Genomic DNA, 18,484 nt, shown 5'->3' with positions numbered 1-18,484 from the left:
TCTCGCAGACGCTGGAGCGGATGATCGTCAACGGCGAGGTGGCGATCGCTGTCATGCACGACCCCGCCCCCCACCCCGAGATCACCATCGTGCGCCTGCTCGACGAGCACCTGTGGATCGTCGGCAAGGCCGGCACGCTCGGCCGCGACCACGTGACCTTGCGCGAGGCGAGCCGGCTGCCGCTCGTCATGCCGAGCCGGCCGAACTTCATCCGCGGCATCATCGACCGCGCCCTCGACCACAACACGCAGCTCAACATCGTCCAGCGGGTCGACGGGCTCGGCCAGCTCCGCGCCCTGCTGCGCCACGGGCACGGCTACACCGTCCTCACCTACGGCGCCGTGGTGGGCGACATCCAGCTCGGCCGGCTGGAGGCGGCGATCATCACCGAGCCCAAGATCACCTGGACCCTCGTCGTCGCCATGCGCAACGATCCGAGCCGACGCGCCACCCTTTCCGCGGTCACCGATCTCATCGTCGCCATCACCGGCGACTTCGTCGCCAAGGGCCTGTGGCGCTGAGCCGAGGCCATGCCGACCCGGCATAGTCTGCATATGAAATGAGCATTTGTGTTATCGCTCACGGTCTTTAACGTCCGTGAAAACAAGTCCGCACGGCGGACGGTCACCCGGGAGGAATGTCATGAACAGTTTGCGCGCGGCAGTCGCCGTTGCGGCGCTGGCCCTGTCCGTCGGCGCCAGCGAAGCCAAGACCTACCGCTGGATCACCTTCAAGCCCCAAGGCGCGGGGGACGCGCAGCAGCGCTCCACCCAATGGTTCGTGGACGAGTTCGCCAAGCGCACCGGCGGCAAGCACACCATCGAAGTCTTCTGGGGCGGCTCCGTCGCCGGCACCCGCGAGATCCCGACCGCCCTCGCCTCCGGCGTCGGCGACTTCGGCGACATCATCACCCCCTACTTCCCCGATCAGTTCCCGCTCAACAACGCGGTCGGCTTCTTCATTCCCCAGCCGAACAACACCCGCGAGATCGGCGAGCTGATGGAGAAGTGGCACGCCGAGATTCCGCAGTTCGAGCAGGAGCTCGCCAACAGCGGCATCAAGGCCGTCGGGTTCCGGCCGCTCGAGAGCTACGGCATCCTGTGCACCGAGCCGGTCGAGAGCGTCGCCGACTTCAAGGGCCGCCGCATCCGCTCCTACGGCTTCGCCTATCCGAAGCTCATCGAGGCGCTCGGCGGCTCGCCGGTCTCCATCGCGACGTCGGAGACCTACGAGGCGCTGGAGCGCGGCATCGTCGACTGCACTCCCATCGGGCCGGCGCTCGCCCGCGGCTGGAAGTATGACGAGGTGGCGAAGTACTACATCGAATACCCGATCGGCGCCTCCTTCGGCCACCTCCTCGCGATGAACCTCGCCTCCTACGAGGGAATGGACGAGGAGACGCGCGCCATCGTCGACCAGCTCGGCAAGGACTATCTCGGCGTCTACGCCGACATGCTCGACGACGACGAGAGCACGGTGCGCGAAGCCTGGGAGAGCGAGCTCGGCGTGACCGTGATCGACCCCGGCGTGTCGACCGAGGACATGGCGACCCTCTCCGCGAACGAGGGGATCCAGGAGGTCCGCAAGGACTGGATCGAGCGGGCGACGGCGCTGGGCGTCGATCCCGACCCCATCGTCGCCGAGCTCGAGTTCAAGTAAGCGCCTGACGGGCTCCAATGACCGACGATCGTGCCGTATCGGCCTATGGGAGGGTGCGCTCCGCCTACGGGTGGGCCCTCCTCGTGGCGGGATCCTTCGCCGGCATCGTGACCTTCCTCATGATGCTTCTCGTGGTCGCCAACGTTCTGTTGCGCTCCATCGCCGACGCGCCGATCGACGGCACGCTCGAACTCACCCAGTCCGCCCTCGTGATCCTCATCTTCCTGTCGCTCGCGCTGACGCAGTATGAGGGCGGACACATCCACGTCGTCATTCTCACCCAGCGCCTGCCGGCCCGGCTGCGGACGGCGGTCCGGTTCCTCGCGATGGTGCTGGGGCTCGTCTTCTTCGCCTGGGCCACCAAGGGGGCGTTCGACTTCGCGCTGCGCTCCTACACCATCAACGAGCAGGAGTGGGGCGCCATCCGCTTTCCCATCTGGCCGGTGAAATTCGTCGTCTTCGTCGGCCTCCTCGCGCTCGCGATCCAGTTTCTGATCGACGCCGTGGGGGTTCTCGTCGGCGAGCTGCCAGACGACGAGGACGCTGTGAAGGAAGAGCACCTGTGACGAACCTCACCATCGGGCTCATCGGGGTCTGCGCGCTCTTCGCGTCCATCCTCCTCGGCGTCAACGTCATGGTGGCGCTCGGCCTCGTCGGCGCGGTCGGCCTCACGGTCCTCGTCGGCATCGTCCCCGCCACCTCCATCCTGTCGACGGTCTTCTTCGACACCACCCACTCCTTCCACTTCAGCGTCATTCCGCTGTTTCTCCTGATGGGCTTCTTCGCGATGCGCGCGGGTCTCGGCTCCGACCTCTTCGAGGCGGCGACGAAGTGGCTCGGCGGCATCCGCGGCGGGCTCGCGATCTCCTCCACCATCGGCGCGGCCGCGTTCGGCGCGGCGTCCGGCTCCTCCGTCGGCACGGCGACCGTCTTCACCAAGATCGCACTGCCGGAAATGCTCGCCCGCGGCTACGCCAAGAGCCTTGCCGCAGCCTCCATCGCGATCGCCGGTACGCTCGCGGTGATGATCCCGCCGAGCGCACTCGTGGTCGTCTACGGCATCCTCACCAACTCCTCGATCGGCGGCCTGTTGATCGCCGGCCTCATCCCGGGCGTCGTCTTCGCGATCCTCATCTGCGCCGCGACCTACATCGCGGTGATGCGCCGACCCGCCCTCGCCCCGCGCCTTCAGACCGACGCGACACTCAGCGAGAAGCTCTGGTCGCTGCGCCTTGCCGGCCCCCTCCTCCTCATCATCGTGGCGATCATCGCCGGGCTCTATCTCGGCGTCTTCACGCCCACCGAGGCGGGCGGCGTCGGCGCCATGCTCACGCTGATCCTGGCGCTGGTGCGGCTGCGCTCGTTCCGCAAGCTCGCGCTGATGCGCACGCTCCTCGACACCATCCGCACCTCGGCGATGATCTTCGCGATCATCATCTGCGCCTTGATCTTCTCGCGCTTCCTTGCCCTCTCGGGCCTTGCCAACACCGTGGGCGGCTTTCTGACGACGCTCGACGTCAACCGCTGGGTCGTCGTCGCCATGATCGTCGCCGTCTACCTCGTGCTCGGCATGATGATGGATGCGCCCGCCCTCCTCGCCATCACGCTGCCGATCACCCACCCGGTGATGATGAAGCTCGGCTTCGACCCGATCTGGTTCGGCGTCTTCGTGGTGCTCCTGTGCGAGATCGGCGCGGTGACGCCACCCGTCGGCATCAACTGCTTCGTCGTGCAGGCGGCGTCCGACGGGCGCGTCGCGCTGGAGGACGTCTTCCGCGGCCTCGTCCCCTACGTCATCGCCGGGTTCGTCATGCTGGTTCTTCTGTGCGCGGTGCCCGAGCTCGCCACCTTCCTGCCGGATCGGATGCGATGAGCGGGCTCGTCCTTCACTCCTCCCTCACTTCGCCGTTCGGCCGCAAAGTGAGGATGGCGGCGCACGTACTCGGGATCGAGCTCACCATCGTGCCCGCGAGCACGCTCGATCCGAACGATCCGCTGCGCAAGGTGAACCCGCTCGGGAAGATCCCGACGCTCGTCCTCGACGACGGCACGGTGCTCTACGACAGCCGCACCATCGTCGAATATCTCGACGCCGTCGGCGGGCCGGCGCTCTATCCGGCGAGCCCGGAGGCGCGGGCGGTGGCGCAGACCCACGTCACCCTCTTCGACGGCATCACCGACGCCGCCCTCCTTCTCGTCTACGAGGGCCGCTTTCGCGACGACGTCTCCCACTCCGAGCGCTGGATCGACCATCAGCTCGGCAAGATCGGCCGCGCCTTCGCCGCCGCCGAAGCGCTGACGGCGACGATGACCCGTCTCGACGCGCCGGCGATTTCCCTCGTCGCCGCGCTCGGCTATCTCGACTGGCGTCGCCCCGTCGCCTGGCGCGAGGCCTATCCGCGTCTCGTCGCCTGGCTGGAGGCGATCACGGCCACCGCACCGGCCGTTTCCGCGACCGACCACCTTCTTGGAGATGCAGCATGAGCCGCGTCGTCACCCTCGACCCCGCCACCCTGTCGGACCGTCAGCGGGAGGTCTACGAGGCGATCGCCTCCGGACCACGCGGCGGCGTCCGCGGTCCGCTCGCCGTCTGGCTGGAGCGGCCGGAGCTCGCCGACCACGCCCAGGCGCTCGGCCGCTATTGCCGCTACGATTCCTCGCTGCCGCCGCGCCTGTCGGAACTCGCGATCCTCGTGACCGCGCGCCACTGGTCCGCCGAATATGAGTGGCAGGCGCACAAGCCGCACGCCCTCAAGGCCGGCCTGTCGCTCGCAATCGTCGAGGCTATCCGCGACGGCGCCGAGCCACCCTTCGAGGCCGAGGACGAGGCGGCGACCTACGCCTTCGCCACCGCCCTCCTTGCCACCAAGCGGGTCCCGGAGCCGGTGTGGACGCGCGCCGTCGCCGCCCTCGGACGCGAGGGCGTCGTCGATCTCACCGGAGTGCTCGGCTACTATGGGCTGATCTCGATGACGATCACCGCCTTCGAAGTGCCGGCCCCCGACCCCGCCGCGCCTGAGATGTGAGCCCGTCCGTCACGATGAACACCAACCCCATCACCTATAATCCCTCGCCGAGCCGGCCGACGACGCGGCTGCCCGCGGGGGCCACCGATACCCACTGCCACGTCTTCGGCCCCACCGCGGTGTTTCCGTTCGCCGCCGATGCCGCCTTCACCCCCGGCGACGCGCCCAAGGAGACGCTGTTCGCGCTGCACGACATGCTCGGCATCGAGCGCTGCGTGGTGGTCCAGTCCGGCTGCCATGGGTTCGACAACGCGGTCGTCGCCGACGCCATCGCCGCCCGCCCGGACCGTTATCTCGGCATCGCCCTGCTCCCGCCCGACGTCGCCGACGCGGAGATCGTCCGTCTCACCGGGCAAGGGTTTCGCGGGGTGCGCTACAACTACATGGGCCACCTCGCCGGCGGCGCCTCGCCCGACGAGTTGAGGGCGCTCGCCCCCCGCCTCGCCCGCCACGGATGGCATCTGCAGATCCATCTGGCGCCGGAGCGGATGGAGGAGATGGCGCCGCTCTTTGCCGAGATGCCGGTGCCGGTGGTGATCGACCACATGGCGCGTGTCGACGCGAGCCTCGGGATCGACCAGCCCGCCTTCACCGCGCTGCGCCGTCTCCTCGACAAGGAGCACGTCTGGGTCAAGGTATCGGGCTCGGAGCGCATTTCGGCCGACGGCCCGCCCTGGGACGACGGCGTGCGCTTCGCCCGCGTTCTGGTAGAGGACCATCCGGATCACGTCCTGTGGGGCACCGACTTCCCTCACCCGAACTTTAAGGGCGATCCGCCCGACGACGGGATGCTCGTCGACCTTCTGCCGAAGATCGCCCCGACGGACGACCACCTGCGGCGACTTCTCGTCGACAACCCCGCGCGCCTCTACGGCTTTGCCTGAGGACGGAGACTTCCATGGGACGACTTGACGGCAAGGTAGCGATCATCACGGGTGCGGGCTCCGTCGGCCCAGGCTGGGGAAACGGGCGCGCGGCCGCCGTCCTCTTCGCCCGCGAAGGCGCCAAGGTGGTGGCCTGCGACATCAACGAGAGCGCGATGGAAGAGACCGCCCGGCTGATCGAGGCCGACGGCGGCACCTACGCGCTCGCCCATTGCGACGTGATGGACGCGTCGTCGATCGAAGCGCTGATGGCGACCGCGCTCGAGCGCTTCGGGCGCGTCGACATCCTCGTCAACAACGTCGGCGGATCGGCGAAGGGTGGCGCGGTGGACCTCTCGGAGGAGGCCTGGCGCAAGCAGATCGACTACAATCTGACGAGCGTCTTCCTCACCATGAAGCACGTCCTGCCGGTCATGAAGGAGCAGGGCGGCGGCTCGATCGTCAACACGGCGTCGACGTCAGGGATCCGCTGGACCGGGTCCGCGCAGGTCGCCTATGCCGCCTCGAAGGCCGGGATCATCCAGATGTCGCGGGTGACGGCGGTGGAGTTCGCGCCGCACCGGGTCCGCGTCAACACCGTGGTGCCGGGCCAGATGCACACGCCGATGGTCGAAGTGCGCCTCGCCGGCCAGCGGGAGGGCGGTGACGTCGAGGCGCTCCTCGCCAAGCGCCAGTCGCGCATTCCCCTCCCTTTCATGGGCGACGGCCGCGACACGGCAAACGCCGCGCTCTATCTCGCCTCCGACGATGCGCGCTTCGTCACCGGCACCGAGATCGTCGTCGACGGCGGCATGTCGGTCCGCTGCGACTGATCCCGCCCACGGAGCGGCGTCGACGTCAGTGCGAGGTCGAGAGATCGAACACGATCTTGCCGTGGGTGCCTGCGCGGGCGAGGCGGAGCGCCTCGCCAAAGCGCTCGATCGGCAGCTCGGCGGTGAGCAGCGGCTCGATGTCGAGGCCCTGTTCGAGAAGGTCGCTCATGGTCCGCCACGTCCGCGTGAGGTGGCGGCCATAGACGCCTTCGAGAGCCACCTCGCGCAACACGATCTGCCCCGTCACGTCCACCGACAAGGGTTCTGAGGGAAGGCCGCAATAGACGATCCGCCCGCCCTTGCGCGTCTGGCGGAAGGCGGCATCGAGCGCCCCTTGCACGCCCGACGTCTCGATCACGGCATCGCAGGCGGCGAGCTCACCGAGCGCTTCGGGGCGACAGGCGATGTCCGCCCCCGCCATGCGGGCGAGGTCGAGCCGGGCGTCGCTCGGGTCGACGGCCTGGATGGTGGCGCCGGTCATCGCCCGCGCGGCGGCGACCGCGAAGAGGCCGATCGGGCCGCAGCCGCTGACCATCAGCCTGTCGGCCTCCGCGGCGGCCGCCTCCACGGCGCGGATCGCGATGCCGAGCGGCTCCATCGCCGCGCCGACCCTGTCCGACACGCCGGCCGGCACGCGGCGCAGGAGCGGAACCGGAATCACGGCGAGGTCGGCGAACGCGCCGAGCCCTAGGCGGGTGAAGGTCTTGAGATTGTCGCAGGTATGGCCCCTGTCGCGCCGGCACTGGTCGCACGTCCCGCAGGCAAGGTGCGTCTCCGCCGTCACCCGGTCGCCCACCGCGAATTCGCCTCCCGCGCCGATCTCGACGATGTCGCCGCACAGCTCATGGCCGAGCGCGAGCGGTGGCCGATAGGCGCGCTGCGCCCACGCGTTCCAGCCGATGATGTGCAGGTCGGTGCCGCAGATCCCGGCCTTGCGGATGCGCACCAGCGCCTCGCCCGGACCGACGGCGGGAAGCTCACGCACCATGAGCTCCACCGCGTCCCGCTCCGGGCGGGCGAGAACCAGACTGCGGGTTTCCATCGCCGCTCCTCCTCGGATGGTCACGATCGCCACCGGCGAACCGATCGCGCCGCGATTCTTCTTGTTGCCCCCCTCCCGCGCCAAGGGCGCGAGGGGTGTCGATCTCGCTCTCGCCGCGCGGCTCGCGGGCCAGAGCCTTCGGCGCGTCGCGTCATGCCGTTTTCGTCGCCCCCCGCTTGGCGATCCGGGAGTTGATGATGACGGAGGCGTCGGCCTCGATCTTCGCCGCCGCCTGCTTCAGGAGCCCGACCACCCACGCGAGCCGCTCGCCGCCGAGGCGGTCGGCGATGGCGGCGAGGCTGAGCGCCGCCACTGCGCGCCCGTCGGCCCGGCAGATCGGCACGCCGACGCCCGACATCCCCTGGATGAGACGCCCGTCGTTCATCGTGTAGCCGCGCGCACGCGCCTCTTTCAGCGCCGCTTCGAGCCACGCGTCGTCGATGCCGTAGCTCTGCCGGCGCGCCCGGTCGCGCGCGAGAATGTCGGCGATGAAGGCGTCCTCCTGGAAGGCGAGCAGCGCCATGCTGCCGCCGCCGACGCCGAGCGGCCGACGGTCGCCGAGATTGAGCGTCAATGTGCGGATCGGGAAGGAGCCCTCGCGGCGGTCGACGCACACCGAATCGTCGCCCGACGGCAGGCTGAGATAGATCGTGTCGCCCGTCTCCTTGGCGAGCTGTTCCAGCGGCCCCTCGGCGCAGCGGGCGATGCCGTGGCGCTCGGTGGCCCCCGCCGTCAGCGACAACAGCTTGAGCCCCAGAAAGTACCGATTGGTCTCCGCGTCCTGGTCGACCAGCCCATAGGCCACCATGCCGGCGAGGAGGCGGTGGGCGACAGCCACGCTGAGGCCCGACGCCTCGACCACATCGATGAGCCGCAACCCGTCGACCGACGCCGCCATCAGCGTTTCGAGCACCAGCACCAGGCGCGCGGTGTTCTGGTGCTCGCCCTTTCGCACGGAGGGTTTGCTGGGGTCGTTCGGCATTCGGCCCTCGTCTCGGCGCGCTTGGCGGATGGTTGACAGGTCGTCGGTTGGCAGATTATTTTCATCTAAACGATAATAATATCCGGTCAACGGAAATGAAATCCCCCACCGCCACCGATCTCAGCGTTGTGACCCCCGCGCCGGCTTTGAGGAGCCGGGACCGTCGCCGGGGTGACCAAGCCTTGACGCGCATCGATCGGCGACACGCGGGCGACCGGGGAACACCGTCCGCTCCCCCAGCGACGACGCTGCCGCGCGAACGCCTTGCCGGCGCGGCTGCGCACCCCGCCACGACGATCGCCGAAGCAACCTCGAGGGCCTGACCGCATGAACGCTCCCGTCCCCATCAACTCGAGCGTCACGCTCACCGGCGGCGAGGCGATCGTCGAGATCCTCGAGCGCGCGGACGTCGGCCCGATGTTCGGCATGGGCGGCTTTCAGCTCCTGCCCTACTACGACGCCGTGCGGCGCAAGAATCTCGCCCACCATCTCATCAACGACGAGCGCGTCGGCTGCTTCGCAACAGATGCGTGGGCGCGGATGACCGGCAAGCCCGGCGTGTGCGACGCGACGCTCGGCCCCGGCGCCACCAACCTCGTGACGGCGCTCGTGGAGAGCACCAACGCCGGCATTCCGCAGATCGTCTTCGTGGGCGACACCCACCGCGACTACTCCTGGCGGAACATGACGCAGGAGGCGCGCCAACTCGACATCCTGCGCCCGGCGGTGAAGGACGTGATCCGCATCGAGAGCGCCCGCCGCGTGCCCGAGCTCGTGCGCCGCGCCTACGCGGTGGCGACCTCGGGGCGGCCGGGCGCCGTCGTCGTCGACGTTCCCGAGGACGTCGCGCACGGCACCTTCGACTTCGACGCCGACGACCTGTGGATCGACCCGAGGACCACCCGCTATCCGGCCTATCGCTCCCGGCCGGACGGCACGGCGATCGAGGAGGCCGCCGCACTCATCGCGGGTGCGGAGCGTCCGCTCATCCTCGCCGGCGGCGGCGTCCACATCAGCGACGCCACCGCCGCCCTCCTGGCGTTCGCCGAGGCGCACGCGATCCCCGTCGCCCACACCCTTTCCGGCAAGGGCGCGATCCCCTGCACCCACGAGCTCTCCGCCGGCCTCTTCGGCCGCTTCGCCCGCATCGCCAACGAGCTGATCGAAGCCTCGGACTGCCTGATCGTCGTCGGCTGCAAGCTCGGCGAGATCGCCACCAAGCGCTTTCAGCTCTTCAACGACCGCACGCCGCTGATCCATCTGGAGGTGACGGCCGAGGAGATCGGCCGCACCACCCACGCCGACCACCCGCTGGTGGGCGACGCACGGCTCGGCCTCGAAGACCTCGCCGCCGCGCTTCACGGCGACGCCGCCGCGGCGCGGGCGAAGCGGGCCGGCTACGTCATGGAAATCGGCCGGCGCATGGCGAAGTGGCGCGACGGCGCCCACGAGCGCCTCCACTCGAGCGAAAGCCCCATCAACATGGGGCGGATGCTCAACGAGCTGAACGAGGTGATGCCGGCCGACAGCGTGCTCATCGCCGACGGCGGCTTCGCCGCCCACTGGGCCGGCCTCTTCTACGACACCAAGAAAGCCGGCCGCAGCTTCCTCGCCGACCGCGGCTTCGCCTCCATCGGCTACGGCCTGCCGGGCGCCATGGGCGCGCAGCTCGCCGTGCCCGATCAGCCCGTGGTGGCGATCACCGGCGACGGCGGCTTCAACATGGTGATCGGCGAGCTCGAGACGGCGCGGCGGGTGGGAACCCCGTTCACCCTCCTCATCGTCAACAACGCCGCCTCCGGCTACATCAAGTCGCTGCAGCACGCGATGTATGGCGGCTACCAGTCGAGCGACCTCATCGAGATGGACTATGCGGTGCTCGCGCGCGACTTCGGCTGCCACGGCATCCGCGTCGACGATCCCGACGCCCTCGCCCCGGCGCTGCGCGAAGCGATCGAGGAGCGCTCCCGCCCGTCGGTGATCGACGTGGTGGTGACGCGCGATCCCGCCAAGATGCTGCCCGCGGCCGACAGCCGAACGCTGAAGGTCACCAAAGGCGACAGGCCGGTGTAATCCGATGGCAGTCGTCGACCGCATATTGCGTGCCGTGGAGGCCGTGCTCGTCTGGATCGCGGCGGCCACGACCGCCGTCATTCTCGCCCTCGCGACCGCGGAGATCCTGGCGCGCGGCCTGTTCAACGCGCCGATCCGGGGTCAGCTCGACCTCATCACCCTCGCGATGCCGTTCGCCGCGATCCTCGGCATCTCGCGCGCCCTGACGCGCAACGCCCACGTGCGGATGCCGCTGGTGGTCGACGCCCTGCCGCAGCGGGCCCGCCACATCGTCGAGGCGGCCGGGATGGGGCTCGGCGCGTTCATCTGCGCGGTGCTCTCCATCGGCGCCTACCAGTTCTTCGAGCGTGCCCTCGCCTACTCCGACAACACCCCCGACCTGCGCATACCGACCTGGCCGGTGAAGCTGATGATCTCGGCGAGCCTCGCCCTCCTCGCCGTCCGGTTCGCCCTCTACGCGCTCGTCCACCTGCGCCTCGTCCGCGATCCGGCCGACGCCGCCGCCGAGGCGCTCCTTCCGGCGCATCGCACGCTCGAGGATGTCACCGAATGAGCCTCACCGATCCAGCGATCCTCGGCGTCCTGAGCGTCGTCCTGCTGCTGACGCTCGTCGGCCTCGGCGTCCGCATCTTCGTGGCGGCCGCCCTCGTGGGGTTCGCCGGGCTTGCGGCGATGCGCGGCTTCGGCACGGCGATGGCGCTCGCCGGCCTCACCCCTTACGCGAAGACCGCCACCTACGAATTCAGCGTCCTGCCGATGTATCTCCTCCTCGGCTTCCTCGCCTTCTATGCGGGGATGACGCGTCAGGTGTTCGAGGCGGCCCGCATCTGGGTGGGTCAGCTGCGCGGCGGCCTCGCCCTCGCGACGGTGGTGGCGACGGCCGGTTTCTCCGCCGTGTCCGGCGCGAGCACCGCGACGTCGGCGGTGTTCACCCGCATCGCGCTGCCGGAGATGATCCGCGCCGGCTACGCGGTCTCGATCTCGGCGGGCGTCGTCGCCGCGGGCGGAACGCTCGCCTCGCTCATTCCGCCGAGCGGCATCCTGGTGATCTACGGCATCATCGCGGAGACCTCGATCGGCAAGCTGCTCCTCGCCGGCTTCATCCCCGGCGCGCTGTCCGCCCTCGTCTACGTCGCGACGATCGCGGTGCTGTTCCGCCTGAAGCCCGAGCTCGGGCCGGTCGGGCAGTCCTATACGCTCCGGCGCAAACTCGCCGCCACGCGCAACCTCGCCGGCATCGCCCTCGTCATCGCGATCGTTCTGGGCGGCCTCTACTCGGGCTGGCTGACGCCGACCGAGACCGGCGCGGCGGGCGCCTTCGTCATGCTCGTCTTCTGCGTGTTCAAGACCGGCTTCCGCCTCGCCAACCTGCGCGACGCGCTGATCGAGACGGCGCAGGTCTCGGCGATGATCTTCGCGATCATCTGGGCCGTGCTCATCTACGTGCGCTTCCTCGGCTTCACCGGGCTGCCGGGCGACATCGCCGAATGGGTCCTGGGGCTCGACGCCAACCGCTACGTGATCCTGATCGGGATCCTGCTCGTCTACGTGGTCCTCGGCATGTTCATGGACGCGATCGGCATGCTGCTTCTGACGCTGCCCTTCGTGCTGCCGACCATCGACGGCCTCGGCTTCAACGAGATCTGGTTCGGCATCATCCTCGTGAAGATGGCCGAGATCTGCCTCATCACGCCGCCGATCGGGCTCAACGTCTTCGTCGTCCACGGCGTGCGGCCGGACATTCCGGTCAACACCATCTTCCGCGGCGCCTTCCCCTTCTTCATCGCGGACGTCGTCACTGTGATTCTGCTCATCCTCATTCCGGACATCGTGCTTTGGCTGCCCAACCAGATGTCCGGATAACAAAGCAAAACGGGAGGAACGACCGATGAAACTGCGCACCATCGCCTTTGCCTGTCTGACGGTGTTCACGGCAGGCGGGGCAACCGCCCAGGAGGTGGTCGAGGGGCCGAAGGTGACCTGGAACGTCTCGCTCTGGGGCAATCCGCGCGCCTTCACCCAGCCGGCCGAGGACTTCAAGCGTCTCATCGCGGAGCGGACCGACGGGCGCTTCACCTGGGAACTCTTCTACGGCGGCCAGCTCTCCGGCCCGCGCGAGAACCTCGACGGCCTGCAGATCGGCGCCTTCGAGGCGGCCTACTACTCCTCCGCCTTCTCGCCCGACAAGAACCCGATCGCGATGGGGCTCGACCTTCCCTTCCTGCCGATCCCCGACCTGCCGACGCGCGAGAAGGTCATCGAGACCTACTTCGCCCAACCCGCGGCCGCGGCCGAATGGGACGGGCTCGGCGTGAAGCGCCTCTATACGGTGCTCGTGCCGCAGTTCGAGTTCATGGGCGTCGGCGAGCCGCCGATCGAGCTCGAGGACTGGAACGGCAAGCGCATCCGCGCGCTGAGCGGCCTCGCCGATGCGATGTCGGCGCTCGGCGCCTCGTCGAGCTCGATCTCTCCGCCGGAGGTCTACACCTCGCTGGAGCGCGGCGTGATCGACGCGGCCTCCTTCCCGTTCAGCTATGCCCACGGCGCCTACGGGCTGCACGAGGTGTCGGACTGGTACACCGCGAACCTCAACCCCGGGGTGAACCACGCGCACATCTTCGTCAGCAAGGAGGCGTGGGCGGCCCTTCCCGACCAGTACAAGACGCTGATCGAGGAGGTGAAGCAGGAGGTCTACGCCCTCAACATGAAGGCGATGGACGACGCGGACGCCAAGTGGATCCCGATCTTCAAGGACGCGGGGCTCGTGGCGATCGAGTACACCGACGAACAGCGGGCGCCGTGGATCGAGAAGGTCGCCCGCCCGGTGTGGGACCGCTGGGTGGAGGAGCAGGAGGCCGCCGGCCGGCCCGGCAAGGAGCTTCTCCAGGTGATCCTCGAGACCGCCAACGGGTCCTGACCGCCGCCATCCCACAGGCGGCGACGCCGCTCGGCGCCCCGGCCGCCGGCGTCCGCGACGTCCGGGCCGGGGCGAGAAGAGAGGACATTGCGATGCTTCAAGACGTCACCGTGGTGACGGGCGGCTCCAACGGCATCGGCCGCGCGATCGTACAGCACCTCCTGTCGCGCGGTCGGGCCGTCGTCAACGTCGACCGCGCGGCCGAAACAGAGCCGTCCGGCGCGCATTACATCGAGGCCGACCTGTCGGACGCCGACACGATCGGCCGCGTCTTCGACGACATCGCCGGGCGCTTCGCCATCGTCGGCCTCGTGAACAACGCGGGACGGGCGATCGCCCACAGCCTGGAGGACACGACGCCGGACGACTTCAACCGCCTCGTGCCCATCAACATGGTGGCCCCGACGATCTGCGCCCAACGCGCCGCCCGCTCGATGAAGGCGCGCGGCTGGGGACGGATCGTCAACATCGCGAGCCGCGCGGCGACCGGAAAGGAGCTGCGCACGGCCTATGGCGGCACCAAAGGCGCGCTCCTGTCGATGACGCGGGTGTGGGCGCTGGAGCTCGCGCCCCACAACATCACCGTCAACGCCATCGGACCGGGGCCGATCGCGACCGAGCTCTTCCGCGCCGTCAACCCGGACGACAGCGAGCGGACGCAGGCGCTGAAGCGCTCGATCCCGCTCGGCCGGGTCGGCTCGCCGGACGACATCGCCAACGCCGCCGGCTTCTTCCTCGCCGAGGAGAACGGCTACGTGACCGGCCAGACCCTCTTCGTCTGCGGCGGCCTCACGATCGGCGTCGCCGGGATCTAGGTCGCCGGGATCTAGGTCGTTGGGATCTAGGTCGTTGGGATTGGGCGGAGACCGCCGGGCGGAGCCGCCCGACGGTCGATCGCGTGATGCGGCGGCGCGCTCAGGCGCCGATCTTGCCGCCGCCCCGCTTGGTGATCGCGACCACGGACGGGCGCACCGGCATGTCGTCCCGGAAGTCGGGCCAGCGGGTCGACAGATCCTCGTAGTAGGACGGGCGGCCGAACCCGTCCCAGTCGTCGCCGCCGTCGCCCGGGTGCTGCACCGCCACGAAGAACGTGGTGAGGTCAGGCGTCGGCCGCGGGCCGCACATCTCGGCACCCACCGGCACGCGGTAGAAGAGCTTCGAGGTGCCGCGCGCCGCACCGTCGATGTCGACGGCCCACAGACCGTCGGTGCGGCCGGTGGCCTTCGGCGAGTTGCCGTCCGTCGACACCCAGAGGCGCCCGTCGCTGTCGACGGCGCAGTTGTCGGGCATGCCGAACCAGCCGTTCTCGGTCGTCGCCGTGGAGAAGGTGGCGCCCACCTCGGCGACCGACGGATCGCCGCACTGGAGGAGGACCTCCCAGGTGCCGCGCGTGGCGGCGAAGTCGCCGTCCGCTTCCGCGATCTCGATGATGTGGCCGAACGCGTTGTCGACGCGCGGGTTGGCCGCGTTCGCCTCCTTGCGCTTGGTGTTGTTGGTCAGCATCACATAGACGCGGCCGTTCTCGCCGTTCGGCTCGATGTCCTCGGGGCGGTCCATCGGGGTCGCGCCGAGGAGGTCGGAGGCGCGACGCGTCTCGATGACGACGTCGGCCTGGCTCGCGAAGCCGTTCTCGGCGGTCAGCGGACCCTCACCGTGGAGGAGCGGCAGCCACGTGATGGAGCCATCCTCGTCAAAGCGGGCGACGTAGAGCGTGCCCTCGTCGAGAAGGTCGAGGTTGGCGGCCCGGTTCTGCGGATCGTAGGTGCCGGCGGTCACGAACTTGTAGACGTAGTCGAAGCGCTCGTCGTCGCCGAGATAGAACACCACCTGGCCGCCGGGAGCGACGATCGATTCGGCACCCTCGTGCTTGAAGCGGCCGAGCGCGGTGCGCTTCTTCGGCGTCGACGTCGGGTCCTCGATGTCGACCTCGACCACCCAGCCGAAGCGGTTCGGCTCGTTGGGCTCCTTGGCGAGGTTGAAGCGGTCGTAGACGTTGCCCCACTCGTAGGAGCCGCCCGGCACGCCGTAGCGCTTGTAGTTCGCCGCCTCGGGATGGCCCTCGGGCAGCTCGCCGAGGAAGTATCCGTGGAAGTTCTCCTCGGACATGATGTAGGTGCCCCAGGGCGTCACGCCGCCGGCGCAGTTGTTGAGGGTGCCGAAGACCGCGCGGCCGGTGGCGTCGGCGCTCGTCTTGAGGCGATCGTGGCCGGCGGCCGGGCCGGTGATCTCCATCGGGGTGGTCGCGGTGATGCGGCGGTTCTGGCGGCCGTCGAGCACCGGCGTCCAGTGGCCGTCTTCCTTGCGGATCTCGATGATGGTGCCGCCGTGCGCCGCCATCTCGATGTCGACACGGGCCTTGTCCGCCGGCGCGATGGTCGGCTTGCCGTCGGTGATGGTGACGATGCCCGGGAACATCAGGTGTTCGTTGGTGTACTCGTGGTTGACCACGAGGATGCCGTGCTCGGACGAGCCGTCGATGGGCACGAAGCCGACGAAGTCGTTGTTGTAGCCGAACTGGCGCTCCTGCGCTTCCTTCGACTGGTTGGTCGGATCGAACTCCGGCGCGTCGGCGAACACCTTGTCGCCCCAACGCAGGAGGACGTCGGCATCGTAGCCCTCGGCGACGTGATGGTCGGCGTCGACACCGGCGGCGACCTCGGAGAAGCTGAAGGCGGACGTCCCGTCCTGCGCCTTCGCCTCGCTCGCCGCCATGAGGGCGATGGGGCTGACGGTGGCGGTGATGGCGGTGGCGGCGAGGGAGCCCTTGAGGAGGCCACGACGGGAGAACCGGGCGGCGATGATCTCGCCCATGGTGCGGTTCTGGGTCGGGTTGGAGCCCGGCCCGTCGGCCTCTTCGAGAAGGCTGGTCTTGAAGTCGTTGTGCGCCGACATGGCGATGCTCTCCTGCTGGAAAGGCAGCCGGCGTCCGCGGTCGGGAGATCGATGCACCCGGCCGCGGCAGGCAGGCTACTCTGGAACAGGAGCAATTAAATTATACAACATAACAGCCGAATGACGGTCCCGGCGCGTTTCCACCTGCGCGCCGACCGGCGCGGGTTTCCGCCCTGGCATGCCCTCACTTCGACAACCATCTGCTATAGGATGGGTTGCGGGGACGATTGACGGGGGATCAGGATGAAGCGGTCTCGAGCCGGCGGCCGAAATGTCGAGCAGGTCTACGATGCGCTGCGCTCGTCAGGCCGGCCGATGAGCGCCTATCAGGTGCTCGACAGCGTGCGCGAGCACGGCATCTCGGCGCCGCCGACGGTCTATCGGGCGCTGGGACAGCTGGTCGATACGGGGCAGGTGCATCGGCTCGAATCGATGAACGCCTACGTCGCGTGCTCCGATCCGGGCCACCAGCACGACGTCGCCGTCTTCGCCATCTGCACGCAGTGCAAGGGCACGGAAGAGCTGAACGGCGGTGTCGTGCGCGCGGTGCTCGACGACCAGGCGGAGCGCGTGGGCTTCGCCGTCGAGCACGCGACGGTCGAGCTCAAGGGCCACTGCGCCCGCTGCCGCACGGACACTTAGGCCGCAGGCAACGGCGGAGCCGATCCAAGATGATCGGCCATCGTCACAAATGTTATATTGTACATGGAGACGTGGACCGCTACGGATAGACCGGAGCGCAGCTCCCCTTAGGCCCAAAACGACCGAGGACGCCCTTCATGTCGATCAAGCTCATCCTGTCCGCCGCAACCGCCCTCACCGCCATGACGCACTTTGCTGCCGCACAGGAGCACCGCGAGCTTGGCGCGCACGTCCACGGCGTCAGCACCCTCGAAATCGCCATCGAGGGCGGCGAGATGACGCTTAACCTCCTGTCTCCCGGCATGGACATCGTCGGCTTCGAGTACGAAGCGACGAGCGATGAGGACAAGGATGCGGTCGAGGCGGCCATCCGCCAGTTCACCCGCCCCGAAGAGCTCTTCGTGCTCGACGAGGGTGCCCACTGCCGGCTAGCGGAGGTTCTCACCCATCTCCATTCCGGCGACCATGACCATGCGGACACGGACGAGCACGCCGCCCACAGCCACGAGCATGAAGAGCATGCCGACGAGGCCGAGGAGCACGATCACGACGGCGAGGAGGAAGAGCACGAGCACGGCGAGCATGAGCACGAGCATGGCGAGCACAGCGAGTTCCATGCCCGCTACGAGTTCGCCTGCGACCATCCGGACGAGCTTCAGGCGATCGCCTTCCCGTTCTTCGACATCTTCGCCAACGCGCAGGAGATCGAGGCGACGATCGTGACCGACACCGGCGCCTCGGCCGTCGAGATCGGCCGCGACACCCCTACCCTGTCGCTGCCCTGATCGCAGGCTGAGCGCGCCCCCGCCGGCCGCCGCCCGTCAGCCGGCGAAGCGGGCGAACACGCTGCCCCAGCCCGTCACCCGGCTGGGGTCGAGGCCGACGAGGCGCATCGTCGCCGCCGCCGTCACCGACACGCTGTCGATCACCGGGATGCCGGTCTCGGCCTCCAGCGCCTGCGCGAGCGGCGCGCCGCGGAAGTTGGTGCAGATGATGGCGATCGCCTCCGGCTTTGCCATCGCCACGCGGCGCACCAGCTCTGCGACGCGCTCGGGCGTCACCTCGGCGAAGGTGAAGTTCTCGCTCGTCTCCAAGTGCTCCTCGGCGACGACCTCGACCCCCTGCCCCGCATAGTTGGCGACGATACGGTTCTGGATCTCCGCGAGGTAGGGCGTCACGAGACCAAGACGGGAGAGCCCCATCGCCCGCCACAGCTCGTCGTAGGCGAGCATCGTGGAGAAGGCGCGCACCCCTGTCGCCGCCTCGATCCGGGCGCAGAGCTCGCGGTCGGTGTCGAGCCCCAGCCAGCCTGCCGACGTGCCGTTCCAGGCGATCAGGTCGACCCGCGCCTCGGCGAGGCGCTCGGCGGCCTCGAGGATCGGATCGAGCGCGAACTGGTTCTGCGAGGCCGCCGACATCGAGATCTCGACCACGCGGAAGCGGGCATAGTGCACCGAGCCGGTCTCGCCGAACGGTGCGAACATCGCCGACGTATAGGGTTCGAGCACGGTGTTGGACGATGGCGTGAGCATGCCGACGCGGCGCTGCGTCATGG

19 protein-coding genes are annotated in these 18,484 nt (G+C 68.9%); 15 read left to right on the top strand and 4 right to left on the bottom strand.

The features are described from left to right. The 8 genes from JCR33_RS20240 to JCR33_RS20205 form a co-directional block, all read left to right on the top strand. Positions 1–521 (top strand): LysR substrate-binding domain-containing protein (locus JCR33_RS20240; RefSeq protein WP_198883940.1); only part of this gene is annotated, 521 nt, incomplete at its 5' end. Positions 522–642: 121 nt separating this feature from the next. Further along, the gene (dctP, locus tag JCR33_RS20235) at positions 643–1,659 is read left to right on the top strand and encodes a TRAP transporter substrate-binding protein DctP (RefSeq protein WP_198883939.1); all 1,017 of its coding nucleotides are present in this window, start codon (positions 643–645) and stop codon (positions 1,657–1,659) included. Positions 1,660–1,676: 17 nt separating this feature from the next. Next, positions 1,677–2,225, top strand: coding sequence for a TRAP transporter small permease subunit (locus tag JCR33_RS20230; RefSeq protein WP_198883938.1), 549 nt, complete (start codon positions 1,677–1,679; stop codon positions 2,223–2,225). Continuing rightward, positions 2,222–3,532 carry a TRAP transporter large permease gene (locus tag JCR33_RS20225; RefSeq protein ID WP_198883937.1) on the top strand — a complete coding sequence of 437 codons (1,311 nt, stop codon included), beginning with the start codon at positions 2,222–2,224 and terminating at the stop codon, positions 3,530–3,532. The genes JCR33_RS20230 and JCR33_RS20225 overlap by 4 nt, the downstream gene beginning before the upstream one ends. After that, positions 3,529–4,143 (top strand): glutathione S-transferase family protein, encoded by a 615-nt coding sequence (locus tag JCR33_RS20220; protein WP_198883936.1) that lies wholly within the window; start codon positions 3,529–3,531, stop codon positions 4,141–4,143. The genes JCR33_RS20225 and JCR33_RS20220 overlap by 4 nt, the downstream gene beginning before the upstream one ends. Then, positions 4,140–4,685, top strand: a complete 546-nt coding sequence (locus tag JCR33_RS20215) for a carboxymuconolactone decarboxylase family protein (RefSeq protein WP_198883935.1) — start codon at positions 4,140–4,142, stop codon at positions 4,683–4,685. Before JCR33_RS20220 ends, JCR33_RS20215 begins: the two co-directional genes overlap by 4 nt. Continuing rightward, complete coding sequence (locus JCR33_RS20210; RefSeq protein WP_332461238.1) at positions 4,682–5,569, top strand: amidohydrolase family protein; 888 nt, start codon at positions 4,682–4,684, stop codon at positions 5,567–5,569. Before JCR33_RS20215 ends, JCR33_RS20210 begins: the two co-directional genes overlap by 4 nt. Positions 5,570–5,583: 14 nt before the next feature. Beyond that, positions 5,584–6,381 carry an SDR family NAD(P)-dependent oxidoreductase gene (locus JCR33_RS20205; RefSeq protein WP_198883934.1) on the top strand — a complete coding sequence of 266 codons (798 nt, stop codon included), beginning with the start codon at positions 5,584–5,586 and terminating at the stop codon, positions 6,379–6,381. 25 nt (positions 6,382–6,406) lie between these two features. Here JCR33_RS20205 and JCR33_RS20200 read toward each other — a convergent pair whose 3' ends face one another. Together JCR33_RS20200 and JCR33_RS20195 are read right to left on the bottom strand one after the other, a co-directional pair. Next, positions 6,407–7,423 carry an alcohol dehydrogenase catalytic domain-containing protein gene (locus JCR33_RS20200; RefSeq protein ID WP_198883933.1) on the bottom strand — a complete coding sequence of 339 codons (1,017 nt, stop codon included), beginning with the start codon at positions 7,421–7,423 and terminating at the stop codon, positions 6,407–6,409. A gap of 151 nt (positions 7,424–7,574) precedes the next feature. After that, positions 7,575–8,405, bottom strand: coding sequence for an IclR family transcriptional regulator (locus JCR33_RS20195; protein ID WP_198883932.1), 831 nt, complete (start codon positions 8,403–8,405; stop codon positions 7,575–7,577). A 327-nt stretch (positions 8,406–8,732) separates the two neighbouring features. On the opposite strand from JCR33_RS20195, the gene JCR33_RS20190 reads away from it, so the two are divergent. The 5 genes from JCR33_RS20190 (at position 8,733) to JCR33_RS20170 (ending at position 14,210) form a co-directional block, all read left to right on the top strand. Further along, on the top strand, positions 8,733–10,478 hold the full coding sequence (locus JCR33_RS20190) for a thiamine pyrophosphate-binding protein (RefSeq protein WP_198883931.1): 1,746 nt from the start codon (positions 8,733–8,735) through the stop codon (positions 10,476–10,478). Positions 10,479–10,482: 4 nt separating this feature from the next. Continuing rightward, the gene (locus JCR33_RS20185) at positions 10,483–11,031 is read left to right on the top strand and encodes a TRAP transporter small permease (RefSeq protein WP_198883930.1); all 549 of its coding nucleotides are present in this window, start codon (positions 10,483–10,485) and stop codon (positions 11,029–11,031) included. Further along, positions 11,028–12,341 (top strand): TRAP transporter large permease, encoded by a 1,314-nt coding sequence (locus JCR33_RS20180; protein WP_198883929.1) that lies wholly within the window; start codon positions 11,028–11,030, stop codon positions 12,339–12,341. The genes JCR33_RS20185 and JCR33_RS20180 overlap by 4 nt, the downstream gene beginning before the upstream one ends. A gap of 25 nt (positions 12,342–12,366) precedes the next feature. After that, entirely contained in the window at positions 12,367–13,395 is a 1,029-nt protein-coding gene (locus JCR33_RS20175) for a TRAP transporter substrate-binding protein (protein WP_198883928.1), read from the top strand. Between the two features lie 92 nt (positions 13,396–13,487). Next, positions 13,488–14,210: an SDR family NAD(P)-dependent oxidoreductase gene (locus JCR33_RS20170; protein WP_198883927.1), complete on the top strand. Its 723-nt coding sequence runs from the start codon at positions 13,488–13,490 to the stop codon at positions 14,208–14,210. A gap of 100 nt (positions 14,211–14,310) precedes the next feature. Here JCR33_RS20170 and JCR33_RS20165 read toward each other — a convergent pair whose 3' ends face one another. Further along, positions 14,311–16,287 carry a PhoX family protein gene (locus JCR33_RS20165; protein ID WP_198883926.1) on the bottom strand — a complete coding sequence of 659 codons (1,977 nt, stop codon included), beginning with the start codon at positions 16,285–16,287 and terminating at the stop codon, positions 14,311–14,313. Between the two features lie 243 nt (positions 16,288–16,530). On the opposite strand from JCR33_RS20165, the gene JCR33_RS20160 reads away from it, so the two are divergent. After that, on the top strand, positions 16,531–16,929 hold the full coding sequence (locus JCR33_RS20160; RefSeq protein ID WP_198883925.1) for a Fur family transcriptional regulator: 399 nt from the start codon (positions 16,531–16,533) through the stop codon (positions 16,927–16,929). 137 nt (positions 16,930–17,066) lie between these two features. Further along, positions 17,067–17,714 carry a zinc uptake protein ZrgA gene (zrgA, locus tag JCR33_RS20155; RefSeq protein WP_198883924.1) on the top strand — a complete coding sequence of 216 codons (648 nt, stop codon included), beginning with the start codon at positions 17,067–17,069 and terminating at the stop codon, positions 17,712–17,714. Positions 17,715–17,750: 36 nt separating this feature from the next. Here zrgA and JCR33_RS20150 read toward each other — a convergent pair whose 3' ends face one another. Further along, positions 17,751–18,482 carry a maleate cis-trans isomerase family protein gene (locus tag JCR33_RS20150; RefSeq protein WP_198883923.1) on the bottom strand — a complete coding sequence of 244 codons (732 nt, stop codon included), beginning with the start codon at positions 18,480–18,482 and terminating at the stop codon, positions 17,751–17,753. Between the last annotated feature and the right edge of the window lie 2 nt (positions 18,483–18,484).

Origin of the sequence: Acuticoccus mangrovi, from assembly GCF_016411865.1 — a bacterium.
Taxonomy (GTDB): Bacteria; Pseudomonadota; Alphaproteobacteria; order Rhizobiales; family Amorphaceae; genus Acuticoccus; species Acuticoccus mangrovi.
Note: the sequence above shows the minus strand (reverse complement) of the source record. Positions and strands in the feature narration are given on the sequence as shown.

What these genes read in the sequence shown, in the direction of transcription:
- JCR33_RS20160 (WP_198883925.1), top strand. Translation starts at nt 16,531, where the DNA reads ATGAAGCGGTCTCGAGCCGGCGGCCGAAATGTCGAGCAGGTCTACGAT.
- zrgA (WP_198883924.1), top strand. Translation starts at nt 17,067, where the DNA reads ATGTCGATCAAGCTCATCCTGTCCGCCGCAACCGCCCTCACCGCCATG.
- JCR33_RS20165 (WP_198883926.1), bottom strand. Translation starts at nt 16,287, where the DNA reads ATGTCGGCGCACAACGACTTCAAGACCAGCCTTCTCGAAGAGGCCGAC.
- JCR33_RS20200 (WP_198883933.1), bottom strand. Translation starts at nt 7,423, where the DNA reads ATGGAAACCCGCAGTCTGGTTCTCGCCCGCCCGGAGCGGGACGCGGTG.
- JCR33_RS20185 (WP_198883930.1), top strand. Translation starts at nt 10,483, where the DNA reads ATGGCAGTCGTCGACCGCATATTGCGTGCCGTGGAGGCCGTGCTCGTC.
- JCR33_RS20180 (WP_198883929.1), top strand. Translation starts at nt 11,028, where the DNA reads ATGAGCCTCACCGATCCAGCGATCCTCGGCGTCCTGAGCGTCGTCCTG.
- JCR33_RS20215 (WP_198883935.1), top strand. Translation starts at nt 4,140, where the DNA reads ATGAGCCGCGTCGTCACCCTCGACCCCGCCACCCTGTCGGACCGTCAG.
- JCR33_RS20175 (WP_198883928.1), top strand. Translation starts at nt 12,367, where the DNA reads ATGAAACTGCGCACCATCGCCTTTGCCTGTCTGACGGTGTTCACGGCA.
- JCR33_RS20220 (WP_198883936.1), top strand. Translation starts at nt 3,529, where the DNA reads ATGAGCGGGCTCGTCCTTCACTCCTCCCTCACTTCGCCGTTCGGCCGC.
- JCR33_RS20150 (WP_198883923.1), bottom strand. Translation starts at nt 18,482, where the DNA reads ATGACGCAGCGCCGCGTCGGCATGCTCACGCCATCGTCCAACACCGTG.
- JCR33_RS20205 (WP_198883934.1), top strand. Translation starts at nt 5,584, where the DNA reads ATGGGACGACTTGACGGCAAGGTAGCGATCATCACGGGTGCGGGCTCC.
- JCR33_RS20230 (WP_198883938.1), top strand. Translation starts at nt 1,677, where the DNA reads ATGACCGACGATCGTGCCGTATCGGCCTATGGGAGGGTGCGCTCCGCC.
- JCR33_RS20190 (WP_198883931.1), top strand. Translation starts at nt 8,733, where the DNA reads ATGAACGCTCCCGTCCCCATCAACTCGAGCGTCACGCTCACCGGCGGC.
- dctP (WP_198883939.1), top strand. Translation starts at nt 643, where the DNA reads ATGAACAGTTTGCGCGCGGCAGTCGCCGTTGCGGCGCTGGCCCTGTCC.
- JCR33_RS20170 (WP_198883927.1), top strand. Translation starts at nt 13,488, where the DNA reads ATGCTTCAAGACGTCACCGTGGTGACGGGCGGCTCCAACGGCATCGGC.
- JCR33_RS20195 (WP_198883932.1), bottom strand. Translation starts at nt 8,405, where the DNA reads ATGCCGAACGACCCCAGCAAACCCTCCGTGCGAAAGGGCGAGCACCAG.